The following is a 23,743-nucleotide window of genomic DNA, read 5'->3' as shown; positions in this document are numbered from 1 at the left end:
CGACCGGTACTAATCGATCGAGGTCTTGACCTGGAGCAGCCGTCAGCTGTCAGCCATCCGCTGTCAGCACGGTTAAAATATATACGACGATGTTACTTGAAGCTGTTCAGTTTTGAGGGAACACAAAAAGTTTGCTAAAGGGAAGACCAAAAAGCCAACGGCCAACGGCTAATGGCCAAAGGCCGATTCCAAAGAATTACCCAAAAGCATAAAGTTTCTGGTGGCGATACCGGAGGGGGTACACCTGTTCCCATCCCGAACACAGCAGTTAAGTCCTCCAGGGCCGATGGTACTTGGGGCTCACGCCCCTGGGAGAGTAGGTCGCCGCCAGAATAATTTTTAGCACCCGTAGTCAATGGACTGCGGGTGTTGTTTTTTTATGATTAAGGGCTTTTTTGAAGACTGGGCTGAAAAATATTAAAGGGATATTTTGTTAATAATTATGACAGAAAAATTTTAAAGTTTTTCATTTTTGTTAAAAGGATTTAATAAATATATATCGAATCATTAAATGTGAAAACGTTACCATACCGAAAAAGCCTGTAAATGCTAATAAATCTATAATGAAAGTGATAACGTTACCAGTTCGGAGGTGGATGATGGCCACCATCAAGGATGTAGCAAAATTAGCAGGAGTCTCTGTTTACACGGTTTCCCGGGTGCTCAATACTAGCGGTTATGTTGAAAAAACCACTGAGGAAAGAGTCATAGCTGCCATTAAGCAGCTTAATTATAAGCCTAGCCAAATAGCCAGGGGGTTGGTCAGTAAAAAGACGAAAACCTTTGGCTTAGTACTTCCTGATATAACGAATCCCTTCTTTCCCGAGGTAGCTCGAGGTGCCGAAGATGAAGCTAGGCGTCATGGCTATAACATTATTCTTTGCAACTCAGACTGGGATATCCAAAAAGAAAAAATGTACTTGGGCATCCTGCAAGAAAAATGTGTGGACGGGATCATTCTTGTAGGATCCCGGCTCAACGAAGATTATTTAGGAAAAATAATGTCGGTTTTAGCAACACCCTTTGTACTTTTAGACAGGACCAGCACTTTAGATGTTCATTCAATAAGCACAAATAACGTCTTGGGGTCGTATTTAGCAACGAAACATTTAATTGAACAGGGATATCAAAATATCGCACATATTGCTGGTCCGCCGCTATCTCCAACTGCCCAGCAGAGATTGATTGGTTATAAAAATGCATTGGCAGAACACAATATTCCTCTTGATCTGGTTCTCGTTGTAGAGGGGGACTACCGGATATCAGGTGGCGCTTTGGCGATGAAACGGCTCCTGCATTTAAAGAAAGTACCTGATGCAGTTTTTTGCGCCAACGATTTGATGGCTATAGGTGCTTTAGAGGTTCTTCAGGAGGCCGGGGTTAAAGTGCCCGATCAAGTGGCACTGGTAGGGTACGACGGTATCAATTTAAGCAAATATGTATATCCAAGAATATCAACTATTATTCAGCCCACTTATAAAATGGGAAGCACAGCAGTTCAGCTAATCCTGGAGACCTTGAACAAAGGTACGCAGACAATCTTTAAACACATTGAATTGGAGCCTGTTTTAGCAGTACGAGAATCATCATTAAAGAAATAATTCTGCCATTTAACATTTGTTATATGTTATATGATTTTAGAAATTTACGGTGTTTTGCAATTTAGGACAAGGGAGTGTAGCTATTTTGAGTATCGTGGTAATTGGTAGTTTAAACATGGATCTGGTGGTGAATGTAGAGGACTTTCCCAAGCAGGGAGAGACTGTTTTGGCTTCTGATACTTTATTTGTACCCGGAGGGAAAGGCGCCAATCAGGCACTGGCCATCAGCCTTTTAGGTGGACAGGTTTCTATGATCGGACGGGTTGGACAAGATGCCTTTGGGCGGGCATTGAAGGAAAATTTACAGAAAAATAACGTCGATGTGACCTATACATACATAGATGAAAGAAGAAACTCAGGCCTAGCTTTTATAAGTGTGGGTAAGAACGGTGACAACCGGATTATTGTTTCCCCGGGAGCTAATTCTTTGCTTTCTCCTGAGGATATAGAGGCTCTTGAAGAAGTGATTGCAAAGGCTAAAGGTGTTGTACTGCAGCTGGAAATTCCACTAGCAACCGTGGAGAGGGCTGTGGAGATTGCAAGTAAACACAATGTTAAGGTCTTTTTGGATCCGGCTCCGGCCCAGGTTCTTTCTCGCAGTCTGTTGTCCAAAGTAGATTTTATTTTCCCCAATGAAAATGAAGCAATGGAATTAACAGGAGTAGAAATATATGATTTAGAAACCGCTAAAACAGCGGCCGCAAAGCTCCTGGAGATGGGTTGTCAACAAGTGCTTTTAAAGCTGGGAGCCAAGGGTGTTTTGTTTGCCAGAGAAAACTATTATCATCATTTTCCCGGTTTTGAGGTAGAGGTCGTGGATACAACTGCAGCTGGAGATGCCTTTTGTGCCGGTTTTGTACTCTCCTACCTCGAGCATCAGGAACTAGCCGGGGCTATCACCTATGCCAATGCGGCGGGGGCACTGACGTCTACCAGATTAGGAGCCCAGTCGTCCCTTCCAACGAGGGAGGAGGTGTTGAATCTACTCGATAAATGCAAAAAAAGAGTGGTTCTAAAATGAAGATATTTTGAGGAGGATCGTAATGAAAAAGAATTTCAAACTCTTAGCGTTATGTCTATCGCTGGTTATGCTGCTTGGTTTGATAGCTGGTTGCGGCGGTGGACAGGAACCAGCCAAGGACTCTAAAGAAGGTACAAAAGAAGGTACAAAGGATGCTAAAAAGTTTAAAGTTGCCTACGTAATTTCCAACAACCTAGGCGATAAGTCTTTCTTTGATTCCGGTTATGCCGGATTAGAAAGAGCCAAAGCTGAATTAGGTATTGAGTACAAAGTAATCCAATCTCCCAATAGTGCTGACTGGGAACCCAATTTGAAGGCTGCCGCAGAAGAAGATTATGACCTGATTATTGCTGCTGCTTCCCAGATGCACGATGCGGTTAAAAATGTTGCTCCCCAGTTTCCCGACAAAAAATTTGTTTATATTGATGATGTTGTGGAAGGTAATAACGTAGCTTCCATTACCTTTGCTCAGAACGAGGGTTCCTTCCTGGCCGGTGCATTGGCCGCTTTAATGACCACTCATACAGAACTTCCTGGCATGAATAAAGAAAAAATTATCGGTTGGGTCGGCGGTGCTGATATTGCTGTACTGCATGACTTCTTAATTGGTTACGAACAAGGTGCTAAATACGTAGATCCAGAAACCAAGGTACTTTCGTCCTTTGCTGGATCCTTCAGCGACCCTGCAAAAGGTAAGGAGTTAACCTTAGCTCAGTATAGTCAGGGTGCCGATATTGTCATGAACGTGGCTTCTGCTACCGGTGTTGGCATCCTGGAAGCAGCTAAAGACGCCGGTAAATACGCCATTGGGGTGGACTCCGACCAGGATGGTATTTACCCTGGACACATACTGTCCAGTATGTTAAAGCGTGTTGACAATGCCTGCTTTGATCAAATCAAACTGGCAATGGAAAACAAATGGAAGAGTGGACATTTTGAGTATGGTCTTAAAAATAAAGGCGTTGGCTTAACTGAAATGACTGTTATGGGTGATAAGATTCCCCAAGAGGTAAGAAACAAATTAAAAGACATTGAAGCTAAAATTTCATCCGGAGAAATTGTAGTTAAGCACTACGAAAACTTTGGTGTTAAGAAGTAATTACTGGCGAAGGGGCGTGTGAAACGCGCCCCTTCCCACCTGATAGGAGGCAGAACATGCCACAGTCAGAAATTTTGCTAAAAATGCAAGGCATAAGCAAGAGTTTTGGACCCGTTAAGGCAAACGATAATATTAATTTTGAAGTAAAAAAAGGTGAGATTCATGCACTGATCGGTGAAAACGGAGCCGGCAAGACCACTTTGATGAAAATCTTGTTTGGCCTTCACAAGCCCGACAGCGGCACCATATATTTTGCTGGCGACAGATTGGACCTAACCGGACCTAAAGATGCCATGGCAAAGGGAATTGGGATGGTACACCAGCATTTTATGCTGATCCCTTCGTTGACTGTAACTGAAAATATTGTGTTGGGCAGTGAACCCAAAAAAAATCTTTTTTTTGATATTAAAGCCGCAGAAGAACAGGTTATACGTATATCCAATGAATACGGTTTGAAAGTAGACCCGAAAGCTCGCATTAGGGACTGTTCGGTGGGAATACAACAACGGGTGGAAATTATCAAGGCTTTATCCAGGGGTGCAGAACTTTTAATTTTAGATGAACCTACAGCTGTGTTAACTCCCCAGGAAACCAGGGATTTGTTTGTTGTATTACGGCAAATGGTTAAGCAAGGTATGACCATTATATTTATATCCCACAAGTTGAAAGAAGTTCTGGAAATCTCCCAACGAATTACCGTGATGCGGGCTGGCAAAGTGGTGGGTGTGGTTGAAACTGGGGCAACCAGCGAGGAGCAACTGGCTTCTTTAATGGTCGGTCGGCAAGTTCTCTTAAGAGTGGAAAAAAGACTGTCTTCTCCTGGAAGAAACATCCTGGAAGTAAAGAAGCTTTGGGTATCGGACCAGCGAGGACTTCCGGCTGTTCGTGGGGTATCCTTTAATGTTCGTGCAGGAGAAATCCTTGGCGTTGCTGGTGTGGAAGGAAACGGTCAGACGGAATTAGTTGAAGCAATTTGTGGTTTAAGGCATATAGAATCAGGGCAGGTCTTAAAAGATGGAAATGAACTAGCTGGTAAGAGTGTGAGAGAGATTCGCAAGCTGGGTGTCGCTCACATTCCAGAAGACCGGTTTACCAGTGGTCTTTGCGGGGAAGCCAGCATTTTGGAAAACCTGATTGGCGGCCTACATTTGGATACCCCTTTTTCAAGTAAGGGAGTCTTAAATAAAAAAGAAATCCAGGAATTTGTTGAAAAAGCAGTAGAGGATTATGGGATAAAAGTAGGCTCCGTCCATGACCCCGTTAAATCGTTGTCAGGAGGTAATGCCCAAAAGGTGGTCATCGCCAGGGAGTTGGCTTCCGATGCAAACCTTATTGTAGCTGCCCAGCCAACCCGGGGTGTAGATATTGGGGCCATTGAGTTCATTCACCGCTTAATTGTCCAAAAAAGAGATGAAGGCAAAGGGATATTGCTTATTTCCGCAGACTTGCAGGAAGTACTTTCATTAAGTGACCGACTAATCGTGCTGTATGAGGGGCAGATCGTAGCCGAGCTGGTTACCCGACAAACCACTGAGGAAGAAGTGGGCCTGTACATGACCGGAGGAAAACGAATGGTAGTTGAAGGGGGAGAGGGCGTGTGAAGAGGTTATCTCAAATCTTTGGCTGCAACCTTTTACGTCCTATGCTCGCCATTGGTATTGCTATGCTGATAGGAACTTTTATTATTTTGTTATCCAATCAGGACCCTTTGTTTGCCTACAGCAAAATGTTTAAGGGGGCCTTTGGGGGTTTTTCTCGGATTACAGAGTCCATAGAACGTTCTATTCCCATCGTCTTAACCGGTCTGGCTACTGCGGTGGCTTTTCGAACCGGCGTTTTTAATGCAGGTGTTGAGGGGTCCCTCTACCTAGGAGCCTTTGCTGCTTTTATTGTAGGGCATTATGTTGTGGCACCCAGCATCATTCATGTACCCTTGACACTGGCCGTCGCTGCCCTGGTAGGGGCCGCTTGGGCCTTTATTCCAGGATATACCAAGGCCATGTACAAAGTGGATGAGACGGTAACAACCATACTTTTGAACTATGTAGCAATCCTATTCACAGCCTATTTAGTTGCTATCCCCTTTAAAGATATGACAGCCGGAAGCCAGCAAACACCACTGATTCTGGATACCGCTCATTTGTACAGGTTTTTACCTCCTTCCAGGGTCCATATCGGTATTTTTATAGCCATTTTCCTGGCTATCTTCCTTTACTGGCTCTTTAGGCGAACTATCTGGGGTTATAATTTTAATATGACCGGCATGAATCCTCACTATGCCAATTATATTGGCATTAACGTAGAGCGCACGATGATAAACTCCATGTTAATCAGCGGTGCCATCGGTGGTATAGCCGGCGCTGTACAAATAATGGGAATTTTACACCGTTTTATTGACCAGTTTTCACCCGGTTATGGTTTCGAAGGTATTACTGTTTCTCTATTAGCCCGCAACCATCCTCTAGGTATTCTGGCGGCTGGATTTTTCTACGGCGCCTTGCAAACCGGTGCCACCTATATGGACCGGACAACAGAGGTTCCGAAGGAACTGATTACGTCTTTGGTAGCTATCATTATCTTCTTTGTCACTGCGGAGGGCTTGTTCACTTACACCAAACAAAACGGTGCTTTCCGCAAAAAACTTGAAAATATACCTGGCGTGAGGAAGCTGTTGCAAGAGGGGGTGGACCGTAATGGACATTCTACATAATTTGTTTAATTTAGGTACCCTTGTGGCCGGTATTCGAATTGCCACTCCCATCCTTTTAGCGGGACTGGGTGGTTTGCATACGATGCAAGCCAATATTCTAAACATCGGTATGGAAGGTATGATGTTATTCGGAGCCTTCAGTGCAGTGCTTGTAAGCTATTACACTGGCTCCATTATATTTGCTACTATTGCGGCTATTTTAGTAGGTGTTTTGGCTGCAGTAATTTTTGGACTTTTTGGTGTGAAATTTAAGTGTAATATCATTGTGGCAGGTATAGCCATAAATCTCTTTGGAGTAGCTTTTACTATTTATTTACTCAGATCTATTTTCCACGTCAGGGGGGCGCTATCTCATCCCAAAATTGTAGGATTTCCGGTAATGGATTTTCCAGTACTGTCTAGTCTTCCTTATATTGGAGAGCTTTTTAAGGGTCACTCCATAATAGTTTATGTAGCATTTCTAATGGTTTTTTTGGTACACCTTTTCTTATACCGCACCCCGAAGGGACTGCATATCCGTTCAGTAGGGGAGCATGCCGAAGCAGCAGCCAGCGTAGGTATCAGTCCTGATCGCATTCGCTTTCAAGCTGTTATGATTAGCGGTTTTTTCTGTGGTTTGGCCGGCGCTTATCTATCGTTGGCCCAGACAAGAATGTTTGTGGAGAACATGGTGGCAGGGAGAGGATTCATCGCCCTGGCAGCCATTTATTTTGGCGGGGGCACCCCTGTGGGAACTATGCTAGCGGCTCTATTGTTTGGATTTGCTGAGGCGGTATCTCTACGTCTGCAGACCCTGGGCTTCCCTTCCCAATTTGTTCTAATGACCCCATATCTTATGACGGTTTTTATTTTGATTATCATATCTTACGTTAAAAAAGTGCATAGCCAAAAACGAAAGTATGAAATAGCCTGATTATTTGTATTGGAGGTTAGCCATGCCACGTAAAATTATTCTTGACGTTGACCCTGGACATGACGATGCCATTGCCATTTTGTTGGCGGCAAACTCACCTGAAATTGACCTGCTTGGGATTACCACGGTGGCCGGAAATCAAATACTGGAGAAAACTACTTTAAATGCCCAGCGTATCTGTTCTGCTGCGGGTATTAATGCGCCTATTGCAAAGGGAATGGACCGACCAATAGTTCGCCAACAAATTATTGCTGATGATATTCATGGTAATTCTGGTCTGGATGGTCCTGCTTTTAGCAAACCCACTGTTGATGTTATTCCCCAACACGCCGTAAATTTTATTATTGAGACAATAATAAAATCTGACGGTGATATAACACTGGTGCCTACCGGCCCATTAACCAATATAGCTATGGCTTTACTATTAGAGCCCAAGATCAGGGACAAAATCCAGGAGATCATCTTTATGGGTGGCGCCTATGGTATTGGCAACACTACTCCTGGGGCCGAATTCAATATTTTTGCGGATCCCGAAGCAGCCAAAATTGTTCTTAATTCAGGATTGCCCCTGACAATGGTAGGGTTAGATTTAACCCACCAAGCCACTGCTACGCCGGATGTAATTGAGAGAATCAAGTCTATAGGGACGCCTCTGGCAAACATTGTGGTGGAGTTATTGGAGTTCTTTGGTCAAACGTATTTTGAAGTGTTTGGTTTCCCAGCACCGCCGGTACATGATCCTTGCACGGTAGCCAAGCTGATCGATCCCGACGTCTTTACAACCAGACACCTGTATGTAGATGTTGATATTAAGTCGGAACTTAACTATGGACGTACCGTCTGCGACTTTTACGGTGTGATGGGCCGGCAACCGAACTGCCATGTAGCCATTGATTTAAATAAAGAACGGTTTTGGAATTTAATCATTGAAGCAATCAAACGTTATTAACCCTTTTTAAATATGCCTTGAAGGGATGATTGCCATGAAGGGCCAGGGGATGGATAAGCTTATAGCTGCCGCCGTTGATCTTAACAGGGATTACCTTGTTTCATTTCTACAGGAGCTGATAAAAGCTGATACTCAGGTGATTAATCACGGCATTACCGGAGGAAACGAGGCGAACGGGCAGCATTTAATTATCTCTAAACTGAGAGAGATGGGCTGTGAGCCTGATATTTTTGAGCCTGACAACCGACTTTTGTCTCGCTACGGTCAAGGAAACGACGGGCATAATTACACCAATCGACCAAATGTGGTAGGAGTTTTTAGAGGCAGCGGCGGGGGGCGCAGCCTGATACTGAACGGCCATGTGGATACCATGCCCTTTGGTGATCGTTCTGCCTGGAGTGTTGACCCTTTGGGAGCAGTAATCCAGGATGGTAAGCTTTACGGACTTGGCAGCTCAGATATGAAAGCAGGCCTGGCAGCAAATCTTTTGGCCATAGAATTACTGCAAAAACTTAGGATAAAGCTGAAAGGTGATTTGATTTTTGAAAGCGTTGTGGATGAAGAAGGGGGAGGAAACGGAACCTTAGCCTGTATCGATCGGGGTTATCGGGCGGACGCTGCTATTATTAGTGAGCCCACGGGATTAAAAATTTTTCCGGCTCATATGGGATTTATCTTTTATGCCATAACGGTATATGGAAAAAGCCTGCATTCTTCAGCTAAGTGGCTGGGAGTCAATGCCATTGAAAAAGCCATGATTTTAATTCAAGCATTGCAAGATTTAGAGCATAACTGGTTGATGACCAAAAGGCATGCCCTGCTTCCCGGGCCTACCATCAATGTAGGAGAAATTAAAGGCGGTACGGCCGGGTCGACGGTGCCGGATTCTTGCCAATTTAAACTATGCTTGCATTACTTGCCCACTGACGCTGATGAGGAAGGAGGGGGTTCACTGGTAGAAAAAGATGTATTGGAAACCATCCATCGACGTTGTCAGGGTGACCCGTGGTTGTCTGCCAACCCGCCCACTATTGTCAAATACCAGGAAGGGTCTCCTTTTGAAATATCTGTTAACCACCCTCTAGTGCAAGCCGCTGCAAGTGCATACAGCCGGGTGACAAAAGAGCCTGCCAGAATAGAGGGAATGCTGGCCGGCTGTGACGCAAGACATTTTGCCAACATTGCTGGCATGCCTGTAATAGTTTTTGGGCCTGCAGATGCTGCCCAGGCCCATAGTGTAGATGAGTTTGTTACTATCGCAAGTTATCTCAAGTACATCGAAGTTTTGTGTCATATGATCATTGATTGGTGTGAATTAGACTAAATCAAATCTATACAAGGAGGGGTTGTTATGCCAAAAATCTTGTTTGTTGGTGAATCCTGGACTATTCATATGATTCACATGAAAGGTTTTGACAGCTTCACCACCACAAAGTATGAAGAAGGGGCCCACTTTTTATTAAATTCTTTACGCTCCGCAGGTGTGGAAGTTGAGTACATGCCCTGTCATGTGGCGCATGATCATTTTCCGTCCTCATTGGAGGAACTTCAAAAGTATGATGCCGTTATTCTAAGTGACATTGGCAGCAATACCTTATCATTACCCAATGCTACCTTTTATTCTTCCCGGCGGCAGTCCAATCGTATGGAGATGATTCAAGAATATGTTGATTATGGCAAGGGCTTTATGATGGTCGGCGGATATATGTCCTTTTCCGGTATTGAGGGAAAAGCCCGCTACAAGGATACACCTATCGAAAAGATTTTGCCGGTTACCATGCTATCCGGTGATGACCGGGTAGAGTTGCCACAGGGAGCAGTGCCTGTAGTTGTACAGGCTGACCATCCTATCCTTACAGGAATACCAGAACAATGGCCTTTTTTCCTGGGATACAATAAGCTGGTGGCTAAAAAAGATGCTCAAGTACTTTTAACCATCCAGGGTGATCCCTTTATAGTGACAGGAAACTATGGCAAGGGACGTACAATGGCCTTCGCCAGTGACTGCGCACCCCACTGGGGACCCCCGGAGTTTCTCAACTGGGAAGGTTATACCAAGTTCTGGGTACATTGCGTAAAATGGCTTGCAGGGCAGTTGTAATCCTATGAGTCGAGACCGAGCCATTGCTCTACTGCAAAAACTAATCTCTTTTAATACAACCAACCCTCCTGGTCAGGAAGAACCCTTGGCTAGGTATGTTGGGGAGTACCTTAATAAAAATGGTTTTATGGTAGAATATGTACCCGTATGTTCAGGCCGGGTCAATGTGGTTGGTCGGCTAACGGGGCTTGGTAATCGGGAAGCCATGCTACTGGCAGCTCACCTGGATACAGTAGGTACGGGGGTTAATCCATGGCGATATGATCCTTTTTCGGGGGTTTTGTCTGACGGTAAGATTTACGGACGTGGAGCTGCAGATATGAAAAGCGGTCTGGCTGCCATGCTTTTGGCTCTGGAGAGTTTTGTGAAGGATGGGCAACCACCCGCAGGGGATATTATTTTTATCGGGACCGTTGGGGAAGAAACCGATTCATCCGGCGCTCTTGAATTGGTGCGGCGGGGGATTATGGAAGCCGTAGGGGCTGTGGTTATCGGCGAACCTACCGGCAACCGGCTTTGTCTGGGACACAAGGGGGCTCTTTGGGTTCAGCTGACCACCTTTGGTAAATCTGCCCACAGTTCTATGCCGACCACAGGTGATAATGCTATTAATTATATGCTGGAACTCATTGGAGCCCTTACAGCAAAACCATTGATGGAAGGGCAGCACCCTGTTCTGGGGGTACATACCTGCAGCATGACCACAATCCGGGGAGGATTCCAAGTCAATGTAATTCCCGATCAGTGTGAATTGACCCTGGACATTCGCACTCTGCCAGGCCAGGACCACAGGGAACTGATACAGACGGTCAAAGAAGTTATTAACCGGCAAGGAATAAAGGTAGACATAAAAATACTAAATGACCGCTGTTCCATTTGGAGTGACCCAGGTCACCCGTTTTTGCAGGTTGCCAGAAAATGTGCCAGAGAATTGTTTAACCGGGAGGTTGATTTTTCTGGGGTTAATTATTATACCGATGCCTCGGTTTTAGCCCCTAGCGGGAATGTTCCGGTGCTGATTTTTGGCCCGGGTAATCCTGAACAAGCCCACCAGCCCGATGAATATGTAGAAATCGACAAGTACCTGGACTCTATTGAGTTCTACAAAGAATTAATTAAAAATTGGGTGACATACCCGTTGGGAGGCTTATAGGCTCCCAATGGGTTTCCAAATCTAATTAAGGCTTATCCTGATGATGAATATCTGTTTAGTAGAAACAAAAGCAGTTTGGGTGGCTCCTTTTGTCGTATATCAATTCATGATAATGACTCTAAATTGATATCGTCATCAATCATTCAGTCTGATGTCTACTCTATACCTAATTATGCATTAGATCTTAAGAACAATTATTTGTTTGTGAATTTAGGTAAAACCTTGTACGCTTTTTCAATGTTCGATGGGACCCTCTTACATGAATTTCGGTATGAATACCCCATGGAAAAGCTAATTTGCGATGAAACCATTTTCCAGATATTTGTACTAGCTGAAACCGATGTACTATTATAAACTATGAATTTGAGTTGCTCTGGAAATATTCTCACAGAGAGGTAATAACAGACATTAATGTTCAAGGTGCAATAGTTAGGTTTATTGATATTGACAACAAAGAATATAGAATATCCATATCCAATGGAAAACTGTATAATTTAATACAGATAGGACCGCCATAAAATGGTGGCCCCAGACTACCCTGAAAATATAAAAATATAACTTAGTAAGCAGCCAATGCCAAGTAGCCCGGCTCAGGAACCGGGCTGACTCCCTAATTTTGGACACATACTCTTATTCTCTCAAGTAATCTTAGAATTTTATTTTGATAATCATTCTCATCTCACCCTTTGGCCAATTCAAGCCAATTCGTTCGTTCCGTCAAGGGTAAAGGCTAACGCCCTCGCTAACGCTTGCCCTTGACGGAACGAACGAATTTGGCTGTAATGGTTATAAGGGTGAGATGGGAAAAGAATAATCACAGCTTTATTTCCTTAAGTGGAGCACATTCTTGGCGCTGGTTCTTTTCATAAAACTCAGCCGGTAACATATACCTCACTCCCGAGTGAATCCGGTTATTGTTATAGCGATATATGAATTCACTTACATCTCTGCTACAATTGTAGGAACTGTCTTTGTTATCCTTGCAAATGTGACTGATACAATTGCATCTAAGTTGGGAGTTAATAACGCCGTTATTGACAAGTTACTAACTTTACTACCGTTGCAGGAACAAGGTTTGGGCTGGGTTGCTCCGGCTGTTATAATGGCTGTTATAGGTTTGCTGCTAAAACAAAAGACTGAATATCAAAACGAAGCTTAGAGGGGACTCGTGGGCCACTTCTCGCTTTTTATCGTGTCATGATAACAAATGTTGCCGCGGGGAATGTTCAAAATAATTGCAAATCTGTATTACACCCGTTACCTTTGGCTGGAAATCCAGCTGGGAAGAAAATTTTTTCGGTGTCCTCCGGCAATTTGAACAGAAAGTGCTGGAATATCAAAATGCTGCGGATCAAAAAGGCTATACTTCTGCCATGCAAGTATAGCCTTTCTCTTGTGTTTTTTTACACCGGCCTTAAATTTGAAAGACGGACTCTGCCCTTTTACGTGTTAGATTATCGATTATTTCCTGGTCAATGCCGAGATTCTTTAAACGATGAAAGGCCTTAATCACGCCGGTGGGGTCATTGGGAAACAGATTGCTGAAATCACTGTTTAACATGCCGTGGGCAAACCGATCAATATTGTCCGACAAAACTTCCGGGGTGACATTTCTGGAACGTACCGTAATAGCCGGAATGGCGCCAAACTGGTTTATCTGCTCAATAATATCAAGATTGGCATGGTCGATCACCAGTAAATGCGGCGGGATTCCTACCTGACCGGCAATGCTTAACGTCAGGTCCGTAATAGGAAGCCTGTTTTCAAAGGGAATATGAACGATGATCGGTACCCGGTGATCCCGGGCGATTTCCAACTGTGCCTTTAGAACATCCTGTTCCAGCTGAGAACCCTGGTTCATACCCACTTCTCCCAGTCCCACAACCCCGTCTGTCTTAAGAAAGTCCGGCAAGGCATTGACCACCCTGGTCCAGTCATGGGGAATTCCTGCCGGATGAACACCGATGGCGCTGTACAATTGAATGCCCAGGGACGCCGCATTTTTTCTGTAGAAACCCGTGATCAGCCGGAAATAGTCAAAGTAACTTTCGGCATGTTGGGCGGCCAGCACAATGGAACAGGTGATGACTTTTTTAATGCCGCCCTCTGCCATTGCCTGCAGGCCTTCGTAGGGGAGCATGGTAACATGGATATGACTGTCCACTAGATATTTTTCCATAAAAGGACCTCCTACCGGGAATTGAGTATTACAGACAATCTAATGTGTCTTTTTTTCCTTCATATAATCAATGGCGATCTTTAAATACCGTAATTCTTCTTCCGGCAGCGGGCAGCCACAATCGGGACAGGAAATAGATTCCTTTTCTAAAATATCGTCAGGGCCAATAGAAAAGGTCTTATCACAGTCAGGACAGGTTAATTGAACATCGATCTCACTCAAGAGAGCACCTCCATAACCATTTTAACTTGCACGGGCCTTGGAATTCTTGTTGCTTTTCTTTTTCTGGCTGGTCCTAAGCTGCAGGTACCTGCAGTACAAAGGAAGACAAAAAGCAAACACGCCCAAAGATAAAACCATTGGTTCCCAGGGTAAAACGGTGGATCCCAAAATAAGGCCATCTAAAAAAAGTACCAGTGAAACAATGAGAAGACATGAGGACCATGCCATCAATAGGGATGGCAGTGTACTTTTGGGCGGGCGGTATAACTTTATGCCGAGTAAAAAAAATAATGTCACTAAACTCCAAACCCAAGAAGCAAGCATCGTGATTTCTCCTTACGTCGTACTATGTCTCATTATAGTCCTAACCGACGCTTTTGAAAACCATGTTAGCATTTTTTACCTGAACAAACTATTTCCCGGCTTGGGCAAAACCTCTTATGGTTTAACTCAAAACGCCATCCTTTATACCAATATTGGGTTAAAAAACTTGTCCCGGTCTGGTAAACTATTTTTAAAAGGTTGCTTGGAGGGTGACAAATGGATTTCTTTGACCCTGAGACGGTTTTGGCTAACTTAAAAAATAATATCAGGAGTACCGGCAATGGGACTCAATCCATAAAAAAAGCGGCGTGCCAAACATGCAACGATCGTGGCATTTATATGGAAGGGGAATTTGCGGTTCCTTGCACTTGTGTAAAACGCAAGGCGCTGGAAATAAAATTTAAGAACTGTCAAATTCCCAGGGCCATGTTAAATCATTCCTTTAGTAATTTTAACTTTAAATATTATTCCCCCACCATTAAAGAACCCTTATCAAAACGCACCTATCTTGAAATCGCCCAAAAAACCTATCAATATGCTCAGGAATTTGCCAGGGATTTTGTAAGGGGGGATGCCAGGGAAGGACTGCTGATCCAGGGGCCTGTGGGATCCGGTAAAACATTTCTGGCCTGCTGTATTGCCAATTACGTTTTACAGCATTCCGATCAAGCAGTATTGTTTGTAGTGGTTCCTGACCTGCTGGAGAAAATTAAAGCCAGTTACAGCAATGCCAGTCAATATACGGAATACAGCCTGGTGGAATCGGCCTGTGAGGTCCCGTTATTAATCATGGACGACCTGGGGGCCCACAGTTATACCGAGTGGACCAGGAATAAAATTTATAACATCATTAACTACCGTTTAAATCACGAACTTCCCACCGTCATTACCACGAATCTTTTTTTGGCCGGGGATTTAACCGAGTTGATCGGCGAGAGAACGGTCTCCCGCATTGAGCAAATGTGCCGGCCCCTGTGGTTGGAAAGGGAACGTGATATTCGGGAAATCCTGCGCGAAGAAAAGGCCGGGCAGACCAGCGGTCGGCGCTAGAGACTTTCGGTACAAAGGACATGCACCTGTCCGGGCGGTGACCGGGTGGCAGCAGTGTAAAAAAATGTATAACAGTAAGAAAATCGAAGAACAAGGGTAAGTGCCTGTGAAAAAAAGAACTAAGAGAAAATGTAGCAATTCTATTGACCTTTGGTTGGTTTACGGTATAATGAATACAACAACGGTGGGGGTTATTAACTGCATATGTTGCGGTTTAACTCTTACCTACACACAACCTTAAAAAAGTCCACACCTGTGGACTTTTTTGCACTTTAGAACTGCTTTATAGTTAATGCCTGGTGAAGCCAGGCAAATGTTCCCTAAGGCGTGTTGAGAATGATGGCTTTTCCATATATAATAGGCTTCTAGAAAAAATTGTTTGGAGGGACTCACAGATCGTGGCTGAAGAGATGATAACAGACGAACTTCTCACCAGTGACAAAATTGTTGTAGGGGAAATTATTTCCACCGAAAGACACCCTGATGCTGAAAAGCTGACTGTTTGTATGGTAAACGTAGGCCAGGAGGAACCGCTGCAAATTGTATGCGGGGCCAAAAACGTCGCCCCCGGGTTGAAAGTACCCGTGGCGCTGCATGGGGCCAAGCTTCCCGGCGGGAAAAAAATCAAAAAGGGAAAGTTAAGAGGAGTTTTAAGCAATGGCATGATTTGTGCCCAGGATGAATTGGGATTTGAGAGAGACATCGACGGGATCTGGGTCTTGGATGACCGGTTGGAAATCGGCACTCCCGTTCCCTACAAAGAGATTGTACAGAAAGAGGCTGCAGAATAAATTTCCCGCCCCAAAGATCCTGGGGCGGGTAAATATTTTCATTCTACGCCTCTTTAATTTAGCGGATAGCACTGAAAAACCAGACAATCATCAGGGTTTGAATGACCAGTTTCATGAAAGCTCCACCCAGGAAGCCCACAAGGGTACCCATGCCTGCCCGAACGGCCTGCTCCATATTTCGCCTGGCCAGCAACTCGCCGGCGACGGCGCCCAGGAAGGGACCCAACAGGATTCCCAGGGGACCCATCAGGAACAAGCCCACTAAAGTACCGATCAGGGAGCCCCAAACGGCTGCTTTTGAGCCACCGTATTTCTTTACCCCCCAGATGCCGGCCAGGTAATCCACGCCAAAGACAGCGCACATTAAAATAATTTGACCGAGAAAAAACTGCCAGGTCAAGTGTGTAAACTGCTCAAAAAACCCGTAAATCAGCATGCCGATCAGCAACAAAGGGGCGCCGGGAAGAACCGGTAGAAAGATTCCGGCCATGCCGGCAATAAAGCAAATGACGGCGATAATGATGCCAGGAGTGGACATGAGATCACCTCATCCTTATTATATGCATATTTTACCAGATGGTTCAACTTGGAATAATCTTTATTGACGGTTGTGTAATCCAGCGATATAATCACCAGGGAAGAAAAGGTAGCCCTTGAATTATATCAAAATAGCGGTGAAAGAAGGGTAAAAAATTCTTACCAAGTGGAGATTTATTAATACAGGGTTTTCTGATGCCTGCATGAATATGGCAGTGGATGAAGCCATTCTTATCTGTCAAAGTGAAGGCAAGGTACCGCCCACCATTCGGTTTTACCAGTGGAACCCGCCGGCTATTACCATAGGCTACTTCCAGAAGATCAACCAGGAGGTGGACCTGGAAGCTTGCAGAGAAGCGGGAATTGACTGTGTCCGCAGGCTGACCGGGGGCAGGGCGGTACTGCACCACAGGGAACTTACTTACAGTCTGGTGACTACCGAGAATGACCCGCACGTCCCGGGCGGTGTATTGTCTTCGTATTTGGCCATCAGCAAGGGGCTGCTGGCAGGTTTGAGAAATTTAGGACTGGAGGGGAAAGTGGTTGAAGGGGCTTCGCAACGTTCCAAAGGCACCGCCGCTTGCTTTGATGCGCCCTCCTGGTACGAGATAACCATAGACGGCAAAAAGGTCATTGGGAGCGCTCAGACCAGAAAGCATGGCAGCCTGCTGCAGCATGGCTCCGTTCCGATCATCCTGGAGGCGGAAGAAGTTTGCCGGTACCTGCGGTTTCCCTCACCTGCTATCAAGGAATATGCCTTCCGCCGGTTAAGGGACAAGGCCGCCGGCTTGGCTCAATTACTGGGGTATGTCCCCCCCATGCCAAGCATCGAAAAGGCTTTCTTGGCAGGGTTTGCCGAAGGTTTGGGGATCCAACCGGTAGTTGACGAACTCACGGTAAGGGAAAAAGAACTTGCCCGTGATCTATATATAAATAAATACCGCCAGGATACCTGGAATTTTAAGCGCTAAGTTTGGCATTTTTTTGAATAGGGAAGACTAAAACAGATAGGCAAAATAGGAGTTAACCATGAATATTCGATTGATGATGGCAGTATTGGCCGCCAAGTTTGCTTCTTTTATCAGCCGGCGCTTTGGCTGGAAAGGTTCTTCTTTGCCCGGCGTGGTGGCCCGAAAAATTTATCCTGGCACATTAAGAGATTTGGCCGGACAGGCCCGTCGGGGAATTATTATGGTGACCGGAACCAACGGGAAAACCACCACCAACAATATGATCGCCAACGTCATAGAGGCCGGGGGCTTCCGGGTGGTCATCAACCAGGAAGGGGCCAACTTAATTACCGGCGTTACCGCAGCCTTTATTAAGCATGCTGACTGGTTAGGGCGCATGCGGTTTGATTATGCCCTGCTGGAAGTAGATGAAGCATCCTTTCCCAGGGTGGTAAAGGAAGTGAAGCCACAGTTTGTTGTGGTGAACAATTTCTTCCGGGATCAGCTGGATCGCTACGGTGAACTGGATAAGACGGTTCAGTTGGTAAGGGATGCCCTGAAAACATTACCGGATGTCCACCTGGTTTTAAATACCGATGACCCCCTGGTGGCGCAGCTGCAGACAACCACCGGGCATCCTGCCAGTTTTTTTGGTCTGGCCCCCCACCAGAGGCCGGACAACGGCGCCAGGCAGACCAGGGAAGCACGGTTTTGTCCCCGTTGTGGTAAGGAACTGCATTATGATACTTACCAGTACAGTCAACTGGGTTCCTATGCCTGTGAGGACTGCGGCTTTCAGCGCCCAACCCCCGAGGTGGAGGCGGCGCTGGTTGAGACCGCAGGTACGGCCCTTCGCTGCCAGGTGAGATACCCGGCAGGACAGGTGCAATTAGCTATTCATACCCAGGGCTTTTACAACCTGTACAATGCGCTGGCTGCCTTTACAGTGGGGTATTTGGTGGGCATTGAGCCCCGGCGAATCCTCAAAGGCCTTCTCCGTTACAAACCCGCCATCGGCAGGATGGAAACCTTCCGCTATAACGGAAAACCGGCCGTTCTCAATTTGGTAAAAAACCCAACCGGATATAATGAGGGGATAGCAACCCTGCTGAACATACCCGGGACAAAAAATGTTTTCATGGCTGTGAACGACAATGACGCGGACGGCAGGGATATTTCCTGGCTTTGGGATGTAGACTTTGAATATTTGGCAGACAACCACCGGGACATTGAAGTATTTGTTTGCTCAGGACTGAGGGGCGAAGAGATGGCCCTGCGCTTAAAATATGCCGGTGTGCCACTGGAGAAGATTACCGTGGTCAGAGAATTGGCAGCGGCCATTAAAGAGGTTCTGGAAGGCCCCGGAGAAAGTACCTATCTCTACTCTACCTATACAGCCCTCTGGCCTACCCAGAAAATATTGTCGGGACTGGCGGTAAAGGAGGACCTCCATGCTGAAGGTTTGTCATCTTTATCCTGATTTATTAAATCTCTACGGCGACCGGGGGAACGTCATTGCCTTTGTTCAGCGCTGCCGCTGGCGTGGCATTCCGGTAGAGGTGTTGGAAGTAAATGTAGAGCAACCGGTTAACTTTGCTGACATTGATTTTCTGTTTCTGGGCGGCGGCTCGGACCGGGAACAAAACCTGATGGCGGATGACCTGTTAAAACGCAAAGATTCCCTCAAGGAGGCCATAGAAAATGGATTGGTGGCGCTGGCCATTTGCGGCGGTTATCAAATGCTGGGCCGGTATTATCTCACCCACGAGGGCCAGAGGATTCCGGGGCTGGGTATATTGGATCTGTATACCCGTGCCGGCCACAAGAGGTTAATTGGCAATATCGTGATTGAAATGACCATTGACGGAGAGCCTGTCAAAGTGGTGGGATTTGAAAACCACTCGGGGCAAACCTTCATCGGAAATCTAAATCCTCTGGGCAGGGTTCTGGCGGGTTTTGGCAACAACGGTCAGGACAGCCTTGAGGGAGTACGGTATAAAAATGTGTTCTGTTCTTACTTGCACGGCCCCCTGCTGCCCAAAAATTACAGGCTGACGGATTTATTGATCAGCCTGGCCCTGCAGCGGCGAGGCCTGCATGCAGAATTAAAACCGCTGAACAACGATCTGGAAGAAGCAGCTGTCAAAGCAATGGTCGACAGGCTGTTGTAAGATCTTCCTAGAATTTGTCGCAGTTAAGGTTAAGTGACAATAAAAAATGGATAATAAATAAACAAGAAAGCATTGTCAGCCACCTCACCATTTGATACAATAATCACAAGAATAATACTGTATACAAGATACGAGAGGTGGTTCCATGCAATACTTAATTACCTGGATTGAAGGCGAGGAAGTTTTTTACTGTCTGGTTCCCCATTTAAATTTTGACCACTCACTGTTGGAAGAGAAAAATTTGATTATCACCAAGATTGACGAGGAAGAATCCGAACAGGAGAAGCAAAACCATTAATATTCATGGCATGAGACCCGTCAAATTTGACTAGCCTGAAACACTGCCGTTGGGTGGTGTTTTTTGTTTTCATTAACTCCGGGGCCCCGGGATTTTTCTTTTTTGAACCCATTTAGGAACCTTTCACTCAGTAACGAATAGAATAGACAAAATCATCAAACATGGTAAGGGCCGTAAAACACCAGGATGTTACCTTTCGTACAAACCGTCTTTTTATATGCTTGGGGGCATATAAATCATATAGTAAGTTTTTGGCCTGCTGAATTGATTGCAAAAGGAGTGATATAAGGGTGGATTTTCTTAAACGTCTTGAAGATTACCGTTCAATGGAGAACAGTTTGGCCTGGGAAGGCTCCTTTCAGGATTATCTTGACATCGTGAAGAAAAAACCCTACGTGACCCAGTTGGCCCATGCAAGAATATACAACATGATTAAAGATGCCGGAGTTGAAGAAACGGAAACAGGCAAAGAATACAAGTTTTTCTCCAAAGAAATTTTCGGTCTGAATAAACCCCTTGAAAAATTGGTGGAGGAATATTTTCACCCGGCGGCCCGCCGCCTTGATGTCCGTAAACGTATCCTGCTGTTAATGGGACCGGTCAGTGGAGGGAAATCCACACTGGTGGCCATGTTAAAACGGGGTCTCGAACAATACAGCAGAACGGAAAGGGGAGCCCTGTATGGCATTAAAGGGTGCCCTATGCATGAAGAACCCCTGCACCTGATTCCCAAAGATTTACGGGAAGAATTTATGAAGGAGTATGGCGTCTACATTGAAGGAGAACTGTGCCCGTCCTGCCGTATGAGGTTGGAAATGGAATATGAAGGTAAAATTGAAAATTTCAGGGTGGAAAGAATTTTCCTCTCGGAAGAAAACCGGGTGGGGATTGGTACCTTTACCCCGTCGGACCCCAAATCCCAAGATATTGCCGAATTGACCGGCAGTATCGACTTCTCAACTATCGCAGAATACGGCTCCGAGTCCGACCCCCGGGCCTATCGTTTTGACGGTGAATTAAATATTTCCAACCGGGGCTTAATGGAGTTCCAGGAAATGTTAAAGTGCGACGAAAAGTTTCTCTGGAACCTGCTGTCCCTGTCCCAGGAAGGAAATTTTAAGGCCGGACGGTTTGCATTAATTTATGCCGACGAAATGATTATTGCCCATACCAACGAAAACGAATACCGGGCTTTCATCAGCAATAAGAAAAACGAAGCACTGCAGTCCCGGATTATTGTTATGAAAATTCCCTACAACCTGCGGGTTTCTGATGAAGTGAAGATTTACGAAAAACTGATCCGGCAAAGTGATTTAAGCAACATCCATATAGCGCCCCATGCCCTGCGGGTGGCCAGTATTTTTTCGGTTTTGTCCCGCCTGAAGGAATCCAAGAAGCAGGGCATGGACATTGTGAAGAAAATGAAGCTTTATGACGGGGAAGACGTGGAGGGTTTCAAGCAAAAGGATCTCAAGGAACTGCAAAACGAGGCTGTGGATGAAGGCATGAGCGGGGTAGATCCGCGCTACGTCATCAACCGCCTGTCCTCAGCCTTGATACGTACCAACACCCAGTGTATCAATCCACTGGATGTGCTGCGGGCCATCAAGGACGGGTTAGACCAGCACCCTTCCATTACCCTGGAAGAAAGAGAACGGTTATTAAATTTTATTTCTATCGCCAGAAAAGAGTATGATGAAATGGCCAAAAAAGAGGTACAGAAGGCATTTGTATATTCCTTTGAAGAATCTGCCAAGGTATTGTTTAACAACTATCTGGATAACGTAGAAGCCTACTGCAACGGTGTCAAGGTAAAGGACCCCATCACGGACGAAGAATTGGATCCGGATGAGAAGCTGATGCGGTCCATTGAAGAGCAGATTGGTATTTCGGAAAATGCCAAAAAAGCCTTTAGAGAAGAAATCCTGATTCGTTTATCCAGTTATGCCCGAAAGAATAAAAAGTTTAACTACAACAGCCACGAGAGATTGCGGGAAGCCATTGAGAAAAAATTATTTGCCGACTTGAAAGATGTGGTTAAAATCACCACATCCAGTAAAACCCCGGACAGGGAGCAGCTCAAGAGAATTAATGAAGTTAGTGCCCGGCTCATTGCTGAACACGGTTATTGCCCTGTCTGTGCCAATGAACTCTTAAAATATGTAGGTAGTTTGTTGAGCCGCTAGGAGTGATGGCTGTGACTTATCATTTCATTATTACACGGGAGGACTGGTCACTTCACCGTAAAGGTGAAGTTGACCAGCACCGTCACCGTGAAAAGGTCCGTGAAGCAATCAAAAAGAATCTGGCAGATATCGTCAGCGAAGAGGCTATTATTATGTCAGACGGGCACCGGATGGTAAAAATACCCATACGTTCATTGGAACAGTACCGCTTTCGCTATGACAGCCGCAAGCAAAAACATGCAGGACAGGGAGACGGCAAAAGCAAAGTCGGCGACGTCATCGGCAGTGATCCCCAGCAGGCTCCCGGCAAGGGTCCCGGGGCAGGGGAAGACCCCGGCCACGACTATTACGAGGCCGATGTCACCATTGAAGAAATCGAACAAATCGTCTTTGAGGATTTAAGCCTGCCCAACCTGGAGGAAAAAAAGAATAAAAAGTTAGCCTCGGAATCCGTCGAATTCAGGGATGTCCGGCGGTACGGCCTGCAGAGCAACATCGACCGGAAAAGAACCATTCTGGAAGTGCTTAAACGAAATGCCTTAAAGGGCAATCCCGGCATTCATGGTATCACACCGGAAGATTTGCGCTACAAAACCTGGGAAGTGGTACCCAAGTATGAATCCAGCGCTGTGGTACTGGCCATGATGGACACCTCCGGTTCCATGGGACCCTTTGAAAAATATATCGCCAGAAGCTTTTTCTTTTGGATGGTGCGGTTTCTGAGAACCAAATATCAAAACGTTGAAATTGTCTTTTTGGCTCACCACACCGAGGCCAAAGAAGTAACCGAGGAAGAGTTTTTTACCAAGGGGGAAAGCGGGGGTACCCGGTGTTCTTCCGTGTACCAGCTGGCTTTGGATATCATCAATTCACGCTATCCCAAAGAAGACTATAATATTTACGCCTTCCATTTCTCGGACGGCGACAACCTGACCAGTGACAACGAGAAATGTATCCGGTTGATCGAACAACTGCTCCTGAAGTGCAGCCTGGTGGGCTATGGGGAAATCGAGGGGCCCTATTATTATACCAGCACGTTAAATTCCTACTATAAACGAATTACCCATTCCCGCTTTGTCAGTGTATCCATCCGGGACAGATCCGGAGTCTACCCGGCCTTAAAGGCATTTTTTAAGAAATCCGACCAGGGGGGAGGGCAGCCTGTATGAGCGATCCGGTCTTGGAAGAGTTGCGACAGTTGGAAGAAGCAATCCCCAAAATGATTGAAATTGCCAGGAATTTTAAACTGGATTTCTACCCCATGCGTTTTGAAATATGCCCGGGAGAAATCATTTATACCTTCGGCGCCTACGGCATGCCTACCCGGTACACGCACTGGTCCTTCGGCAAATCATACCACCGGATGAAAACCCAGTACGACTACAACTTGAGCAGGATTTATGAAATGGTGATTAACTCCGACCCCTGTTATGCCTTCCTGTTGGAAGGCAATACCATCATCCAGAACAAAATGGTGGCAGCCCATGT

23 protein-coding genes and 1 rRNA gene are annotated in these 23,743 nt (G+C 45.6%); 21 read left to right on the top strand and 3 right to left on the bottom strand.

Annotated elements, in window-relative coordinates; translation table 11 throughout:
* The first annotated feature begins 216 nt into the window (after positions 1 to 216).
* From rrf to BUB67_RS17000, 12 genes are all read left to right on the top strand, one after another.
* Positions 217 to 333 (top strand): 5S ribosomal RNA (gene rrf / locus BUB67_RS14450).
* 266 nt (positions 334 to 599) lie between these two features.
* Positions 600 to 1,601, top strand: coding sequence for a LacI family DNA-binding transcriptional regulator (locus BUB67_RS14445; protein WP_073240103.1), 1,002 nt, complete (start codon positions 600 to 602; stop codon positions 1,599 to 1,601).
* Between the two features lie 94 nt (positions 1,602 to 1,695).
* Positions 1,696 to 2,622 carry a ribokinase gene (gene rbsK, locus BUB67_RS14440; RefSeq protein WP_238457072.1) on the top strand — a complete coding sequence of 309 codons (927 nt, stop codon included), beginning with the start codon at positions 1,696 to 1,698 and terminating at the stop codon, positions 2,620 to 2,622.
* 22 nt (positions 2,623 to 2,644) lie between these two features.
* Complete coding sequence (locus tag BUB67_RS14435; RefSeq protein ID WP_073240101.1) at positions 2,645 to 3,721, top strand: BMP family lipoprotein; 1,077 nt, start codon at positions 2,645 to 2,647, stop codon at positions 3,719 to 3,721.
* Positions 3,722 to 3,777: 56 nt separating this feature from the next.
* Positions 3,778 to 5,322 (top strand): ABC transporter ATP-binding protein, encoded by a 1,545-nt coding sequence (locus BUB67_RS14430; protein ID WP_073240100.1) that lies wholly within the window; start codon positions 3,778 to 3,780, stop codon positions 5,320 to 5,322.
* Complete coding sequence (locus BUB67_RS14425; protein WP_073240099.1) at positions 5,319 to 6,431, top strand: ABC transporter permease; 1,113 nt, start codon at positions 5,319 to 5,321, stop codon at positions 6,429 to 6,431. Before BUB67_RS14430 ends, BUB67_RS14425 begins: the two co-directional genes overlap by 4 nt.
* Positions 6,415 to 7,344 carry an ABC transporter permease gene (locus BUB67_RS14420; RefSeq protein WP_073240098.1) on the top strand — a complete coding sequence of 310 codons (930 nt, stop codon included), beginning with the start codon at positions 6,415 to 6,417 and terminating at the stop codon, positions 7,342 to 7,344. Before BUB67_RS14425 ends, BUB67_RS14420 begins: the two co-directional genes overlap by 17 nt.
* Before the next feature lie 22 nt (positions 7,345 to 7,366).
* On the top strand, positions 7,367 to 8,293 hold the full coding sequence (locus BUB67_RS14415) for a nucleoside hydrolase (protein WP_073240097.1): 927 nt from the start codon (positions 7,367 to 7,369) through the stop codon (positions 8,291 to 8,293).
* Positions 8,294 to 8,342: 49 nt separating this feature from the next.
* Positions 8,343 to 9,617 carry an ArgE/DapE family deacylase gene (locus BUB67_RS14410; protein WP_073240105.1) on the top strand — a complete coding sequence of 425 codons (1,275 nt, stop codon included), beginning with the start codon at positions 8,343 to 8,345 and terminating at the stop codon, positions 9,615 to 9,617.
* A 27-nt stretch (positions 9,618 to 9,644) separates the two neighbouring features.
* Positions 9,645 to 10,394, top strand: a complete 750-nt coding sequence (locus BUB67_RS14405; protein ID WP_073240096.1) for a glutamine amidotransferase — start codon at positions 9,645 to 9,647, stop codon at positions 10,392 to 10,394.
* 4 nt (positions 10,395 to 10,398) lie between these two features.
* Positions 10,399 to 11,547 carry a M20 family metallopeptidase gene (locus BUB67_RS14400; RefSeq protein ID WP_073240095.1) on the top strand — a complete coding sequence of 383 codons (1,149 nt, stop codon included), beginning with the start codon at positions 10,399 to 10,401 and terminating at the stop codon, positions 11,545 to 11,547.
* A 901-nt stretch (positions 11,548 to 12,448) separates the two neighbouring features.
* Positions 12,449 to 12,706: a branched-chain amino acid transport system II carrier protein gene (locus tag BUB67_RS17000; protein WP_073240094.1), complete on the top strand. Its 258-nt coding sequence runs from the start codon at positions 12,449 to 12,451 to the stop codon at positions 12,704 to 12,706.
* Between the two features lie 255 nt (positions 12,707 to 12,961).
* On the opposite strand, the gene BUB67_RS14390 is transcribed toward BUB67_RS17000, so the two are convergent.
* Both BUB67_RS14390 and BUB67_RS14385 read right to left on the bottom strand, forming a co-directional pair.
* On the bottom strand, positions 12,962 to 13,726 hold the full coding sequence (locus tag BUB67_RS14390; protein ID WP_073240093.1) for a TatD family hydrolase: 765 nt from the start codon (positions 13,724 to 13,726) through the stop codon (positions 12,962 to 12,964).
* Between the two features lie 39 nt (positions 13,727 to 13,765).
* Positions 13,766 to 13,948 (bottom strand): DUF7836 family putative zinc-binding protein, encoded by a 183-nt coding sequence (locus BUB67_RS14385; protein ID WP_073240092.1) that lies wholly within the window; start codon positions 13,946 to 13,948, stop codon positions 13,766 to 13,768.
* A 540-nt stretch (positions 13,949 to 14,488) separates the two neighbouring features.
* On the opposite strand from BUB67_RS14385, the gene BUB67_RS14375 reads away from it, so the two are divergent.
* Entirely contained in the window at positions 14,489 to 15,322 is an 834-nt protein-coding gene (locus BUB67_RS14375; protein WP_073240090.1) for an ATP-binding protein, read from the top strand.
* A gap of 398 nt (positions 15,323 to 15,720) precedes the next feature.
* Positions 15,721 to 16,113 carry a YtpR family tRNA-binding protein gene (gene ytpR / locus BUB67_RS14370; RefSeq protein WP_238457070.1) on the top strand — a complete coding sequence of 131 codons (393 nt, stop codon included), beginning with the start codon at positions 15,721 to 15,723 and terminating at the stop codon, positions 16,111 to 16,113.
* 58 nt (positions 16,114 to 16,171) lie between these two features.
* On the opposite strand, the gene BUB67_RS14365 is transcribed toward ytpR, so the two are convergent.
* Positions 16,172 to 16,651, bottom strand: a complete 480-nt coding sequence (locus BUB67_RS14365) for a DUF456 domain-containing protein (protein ID WP_073240089.1) — start codon at positions 16,649 to 16,651, stop codon at positions 16,172 to 16,174.
* A 202-nt stretch (positions 16,652 to 16,853) separates the two neighbouring features.
* Here BUB67_RS14365 and BUB67_RS14360 point away from each other — a divergent pair, with 202 nt between their 5' ends.
* From BUB67_RS14360 to BUB67_RS14335, 7 genes are all read left to right on the top strand, one after another.
* Positions 16,854 to 17,621 carry a lipoate--protein ligase family protein gene (locus BUB67_RS14360; RefSeq protein WP_073240088.1) on the top strand — a complete coding sequence of 256 codons (768 nt, stop codon included), beginning with the start codon at positions 16,854 to 16,856 and terminating at the stop codon, positions 17,619 to 17,621.
* A 58-nt stretch (positions 17,622 to 17,679) separates the two neighbouring features.
* Positions 17,680 to 19,080 carry a Mur ligase family protein gene (locus BUB67_RS14355; protein WP_073240087.1) on the top strand — a complete coding sequence of 467 codons (1,401 nt, stop codon included), beginning with the start codon at positions 17,680 to 17,682 and terminating at the stop codon, positions 19,078 to 19,080.
* Entirely contained in the window at positions 19,052 to 19,771 is a 720-nt protein-coding gene (locus tag BUB67_RS14350) for a type 1 glutamine amidotransferase (RefSeq protein ID WP_073240086.1), read from the top strand. Before BUB67_RS14355 ends, BUB67_RS14350 begins: the two co-directional genes overlap by 29 nt.
* Before the next feature lie 145 nt (positions 19,772 to 19,916).
* On the top strand, positions 19,917 to 20,069 hold the full coding sequence (locus tag BUB67_RS16690; protein WP_200798184.1) for a hypothetical protein: 153 nt from the start codon (positions 19,917 to 19,919) through the stop codon (positions 20,067 to 20,069).
* A 290-nt stretch (positions 20,070 to 20,359) separates the two neighbouring features.
* Positions 20,360 to 22,255 (top strand): PrkA family serine protein kinase, encoded by a 1,896-nt coding sequence (locus tag BUB67_RS14345; RefSeq protein ID WP_073240085.1) that lies wholly within the window; start codon positions 20,360 to 20,362, stop codon positions 22,253 to 22,255.
* A 5-nt stretch (positions 22,256 to 22,260) separates the two neighbouring features.
* Positions 22,261 to 23,424 carry a sporulation protein YhbH gene (gene yhbH / locus BUB67_RS14340; RefSeq protein WP_073240084.1) on the top strand — a complete coding sequence of 388 codons (1,164 nt, stop codon included), beginning with the start codon at positions 22,261 to 22,263 and terminating at the stop codon, positions 23,422 to 23,424.
* On the top strand, positions 23,421 to 23,743 hold a 323-nt coding region (locus tag BUB67_RS14335; RefSeq protein ID WP_143157100.1), incomplete at its 3' end, for a SpoVR family protein. The genes yhbH and BUB67_RS14335, both read left to right, overlap by 4 nt.

Source organism: Desulforamulus putei DSM 12395, assembly GCF_900129195.1.
Classification (GTDB): Bacteria; Bacillota; Desulfotomaculia; order Desulfotomaculales; family Desulfotomaculaceae; genus Desulfotomaculum; species Desulfotomaculum putei.
Note: the sequence above shows the minus strand (reverse complement) of the source record. Positions and strands in the feature narration are given on the sequence as shown.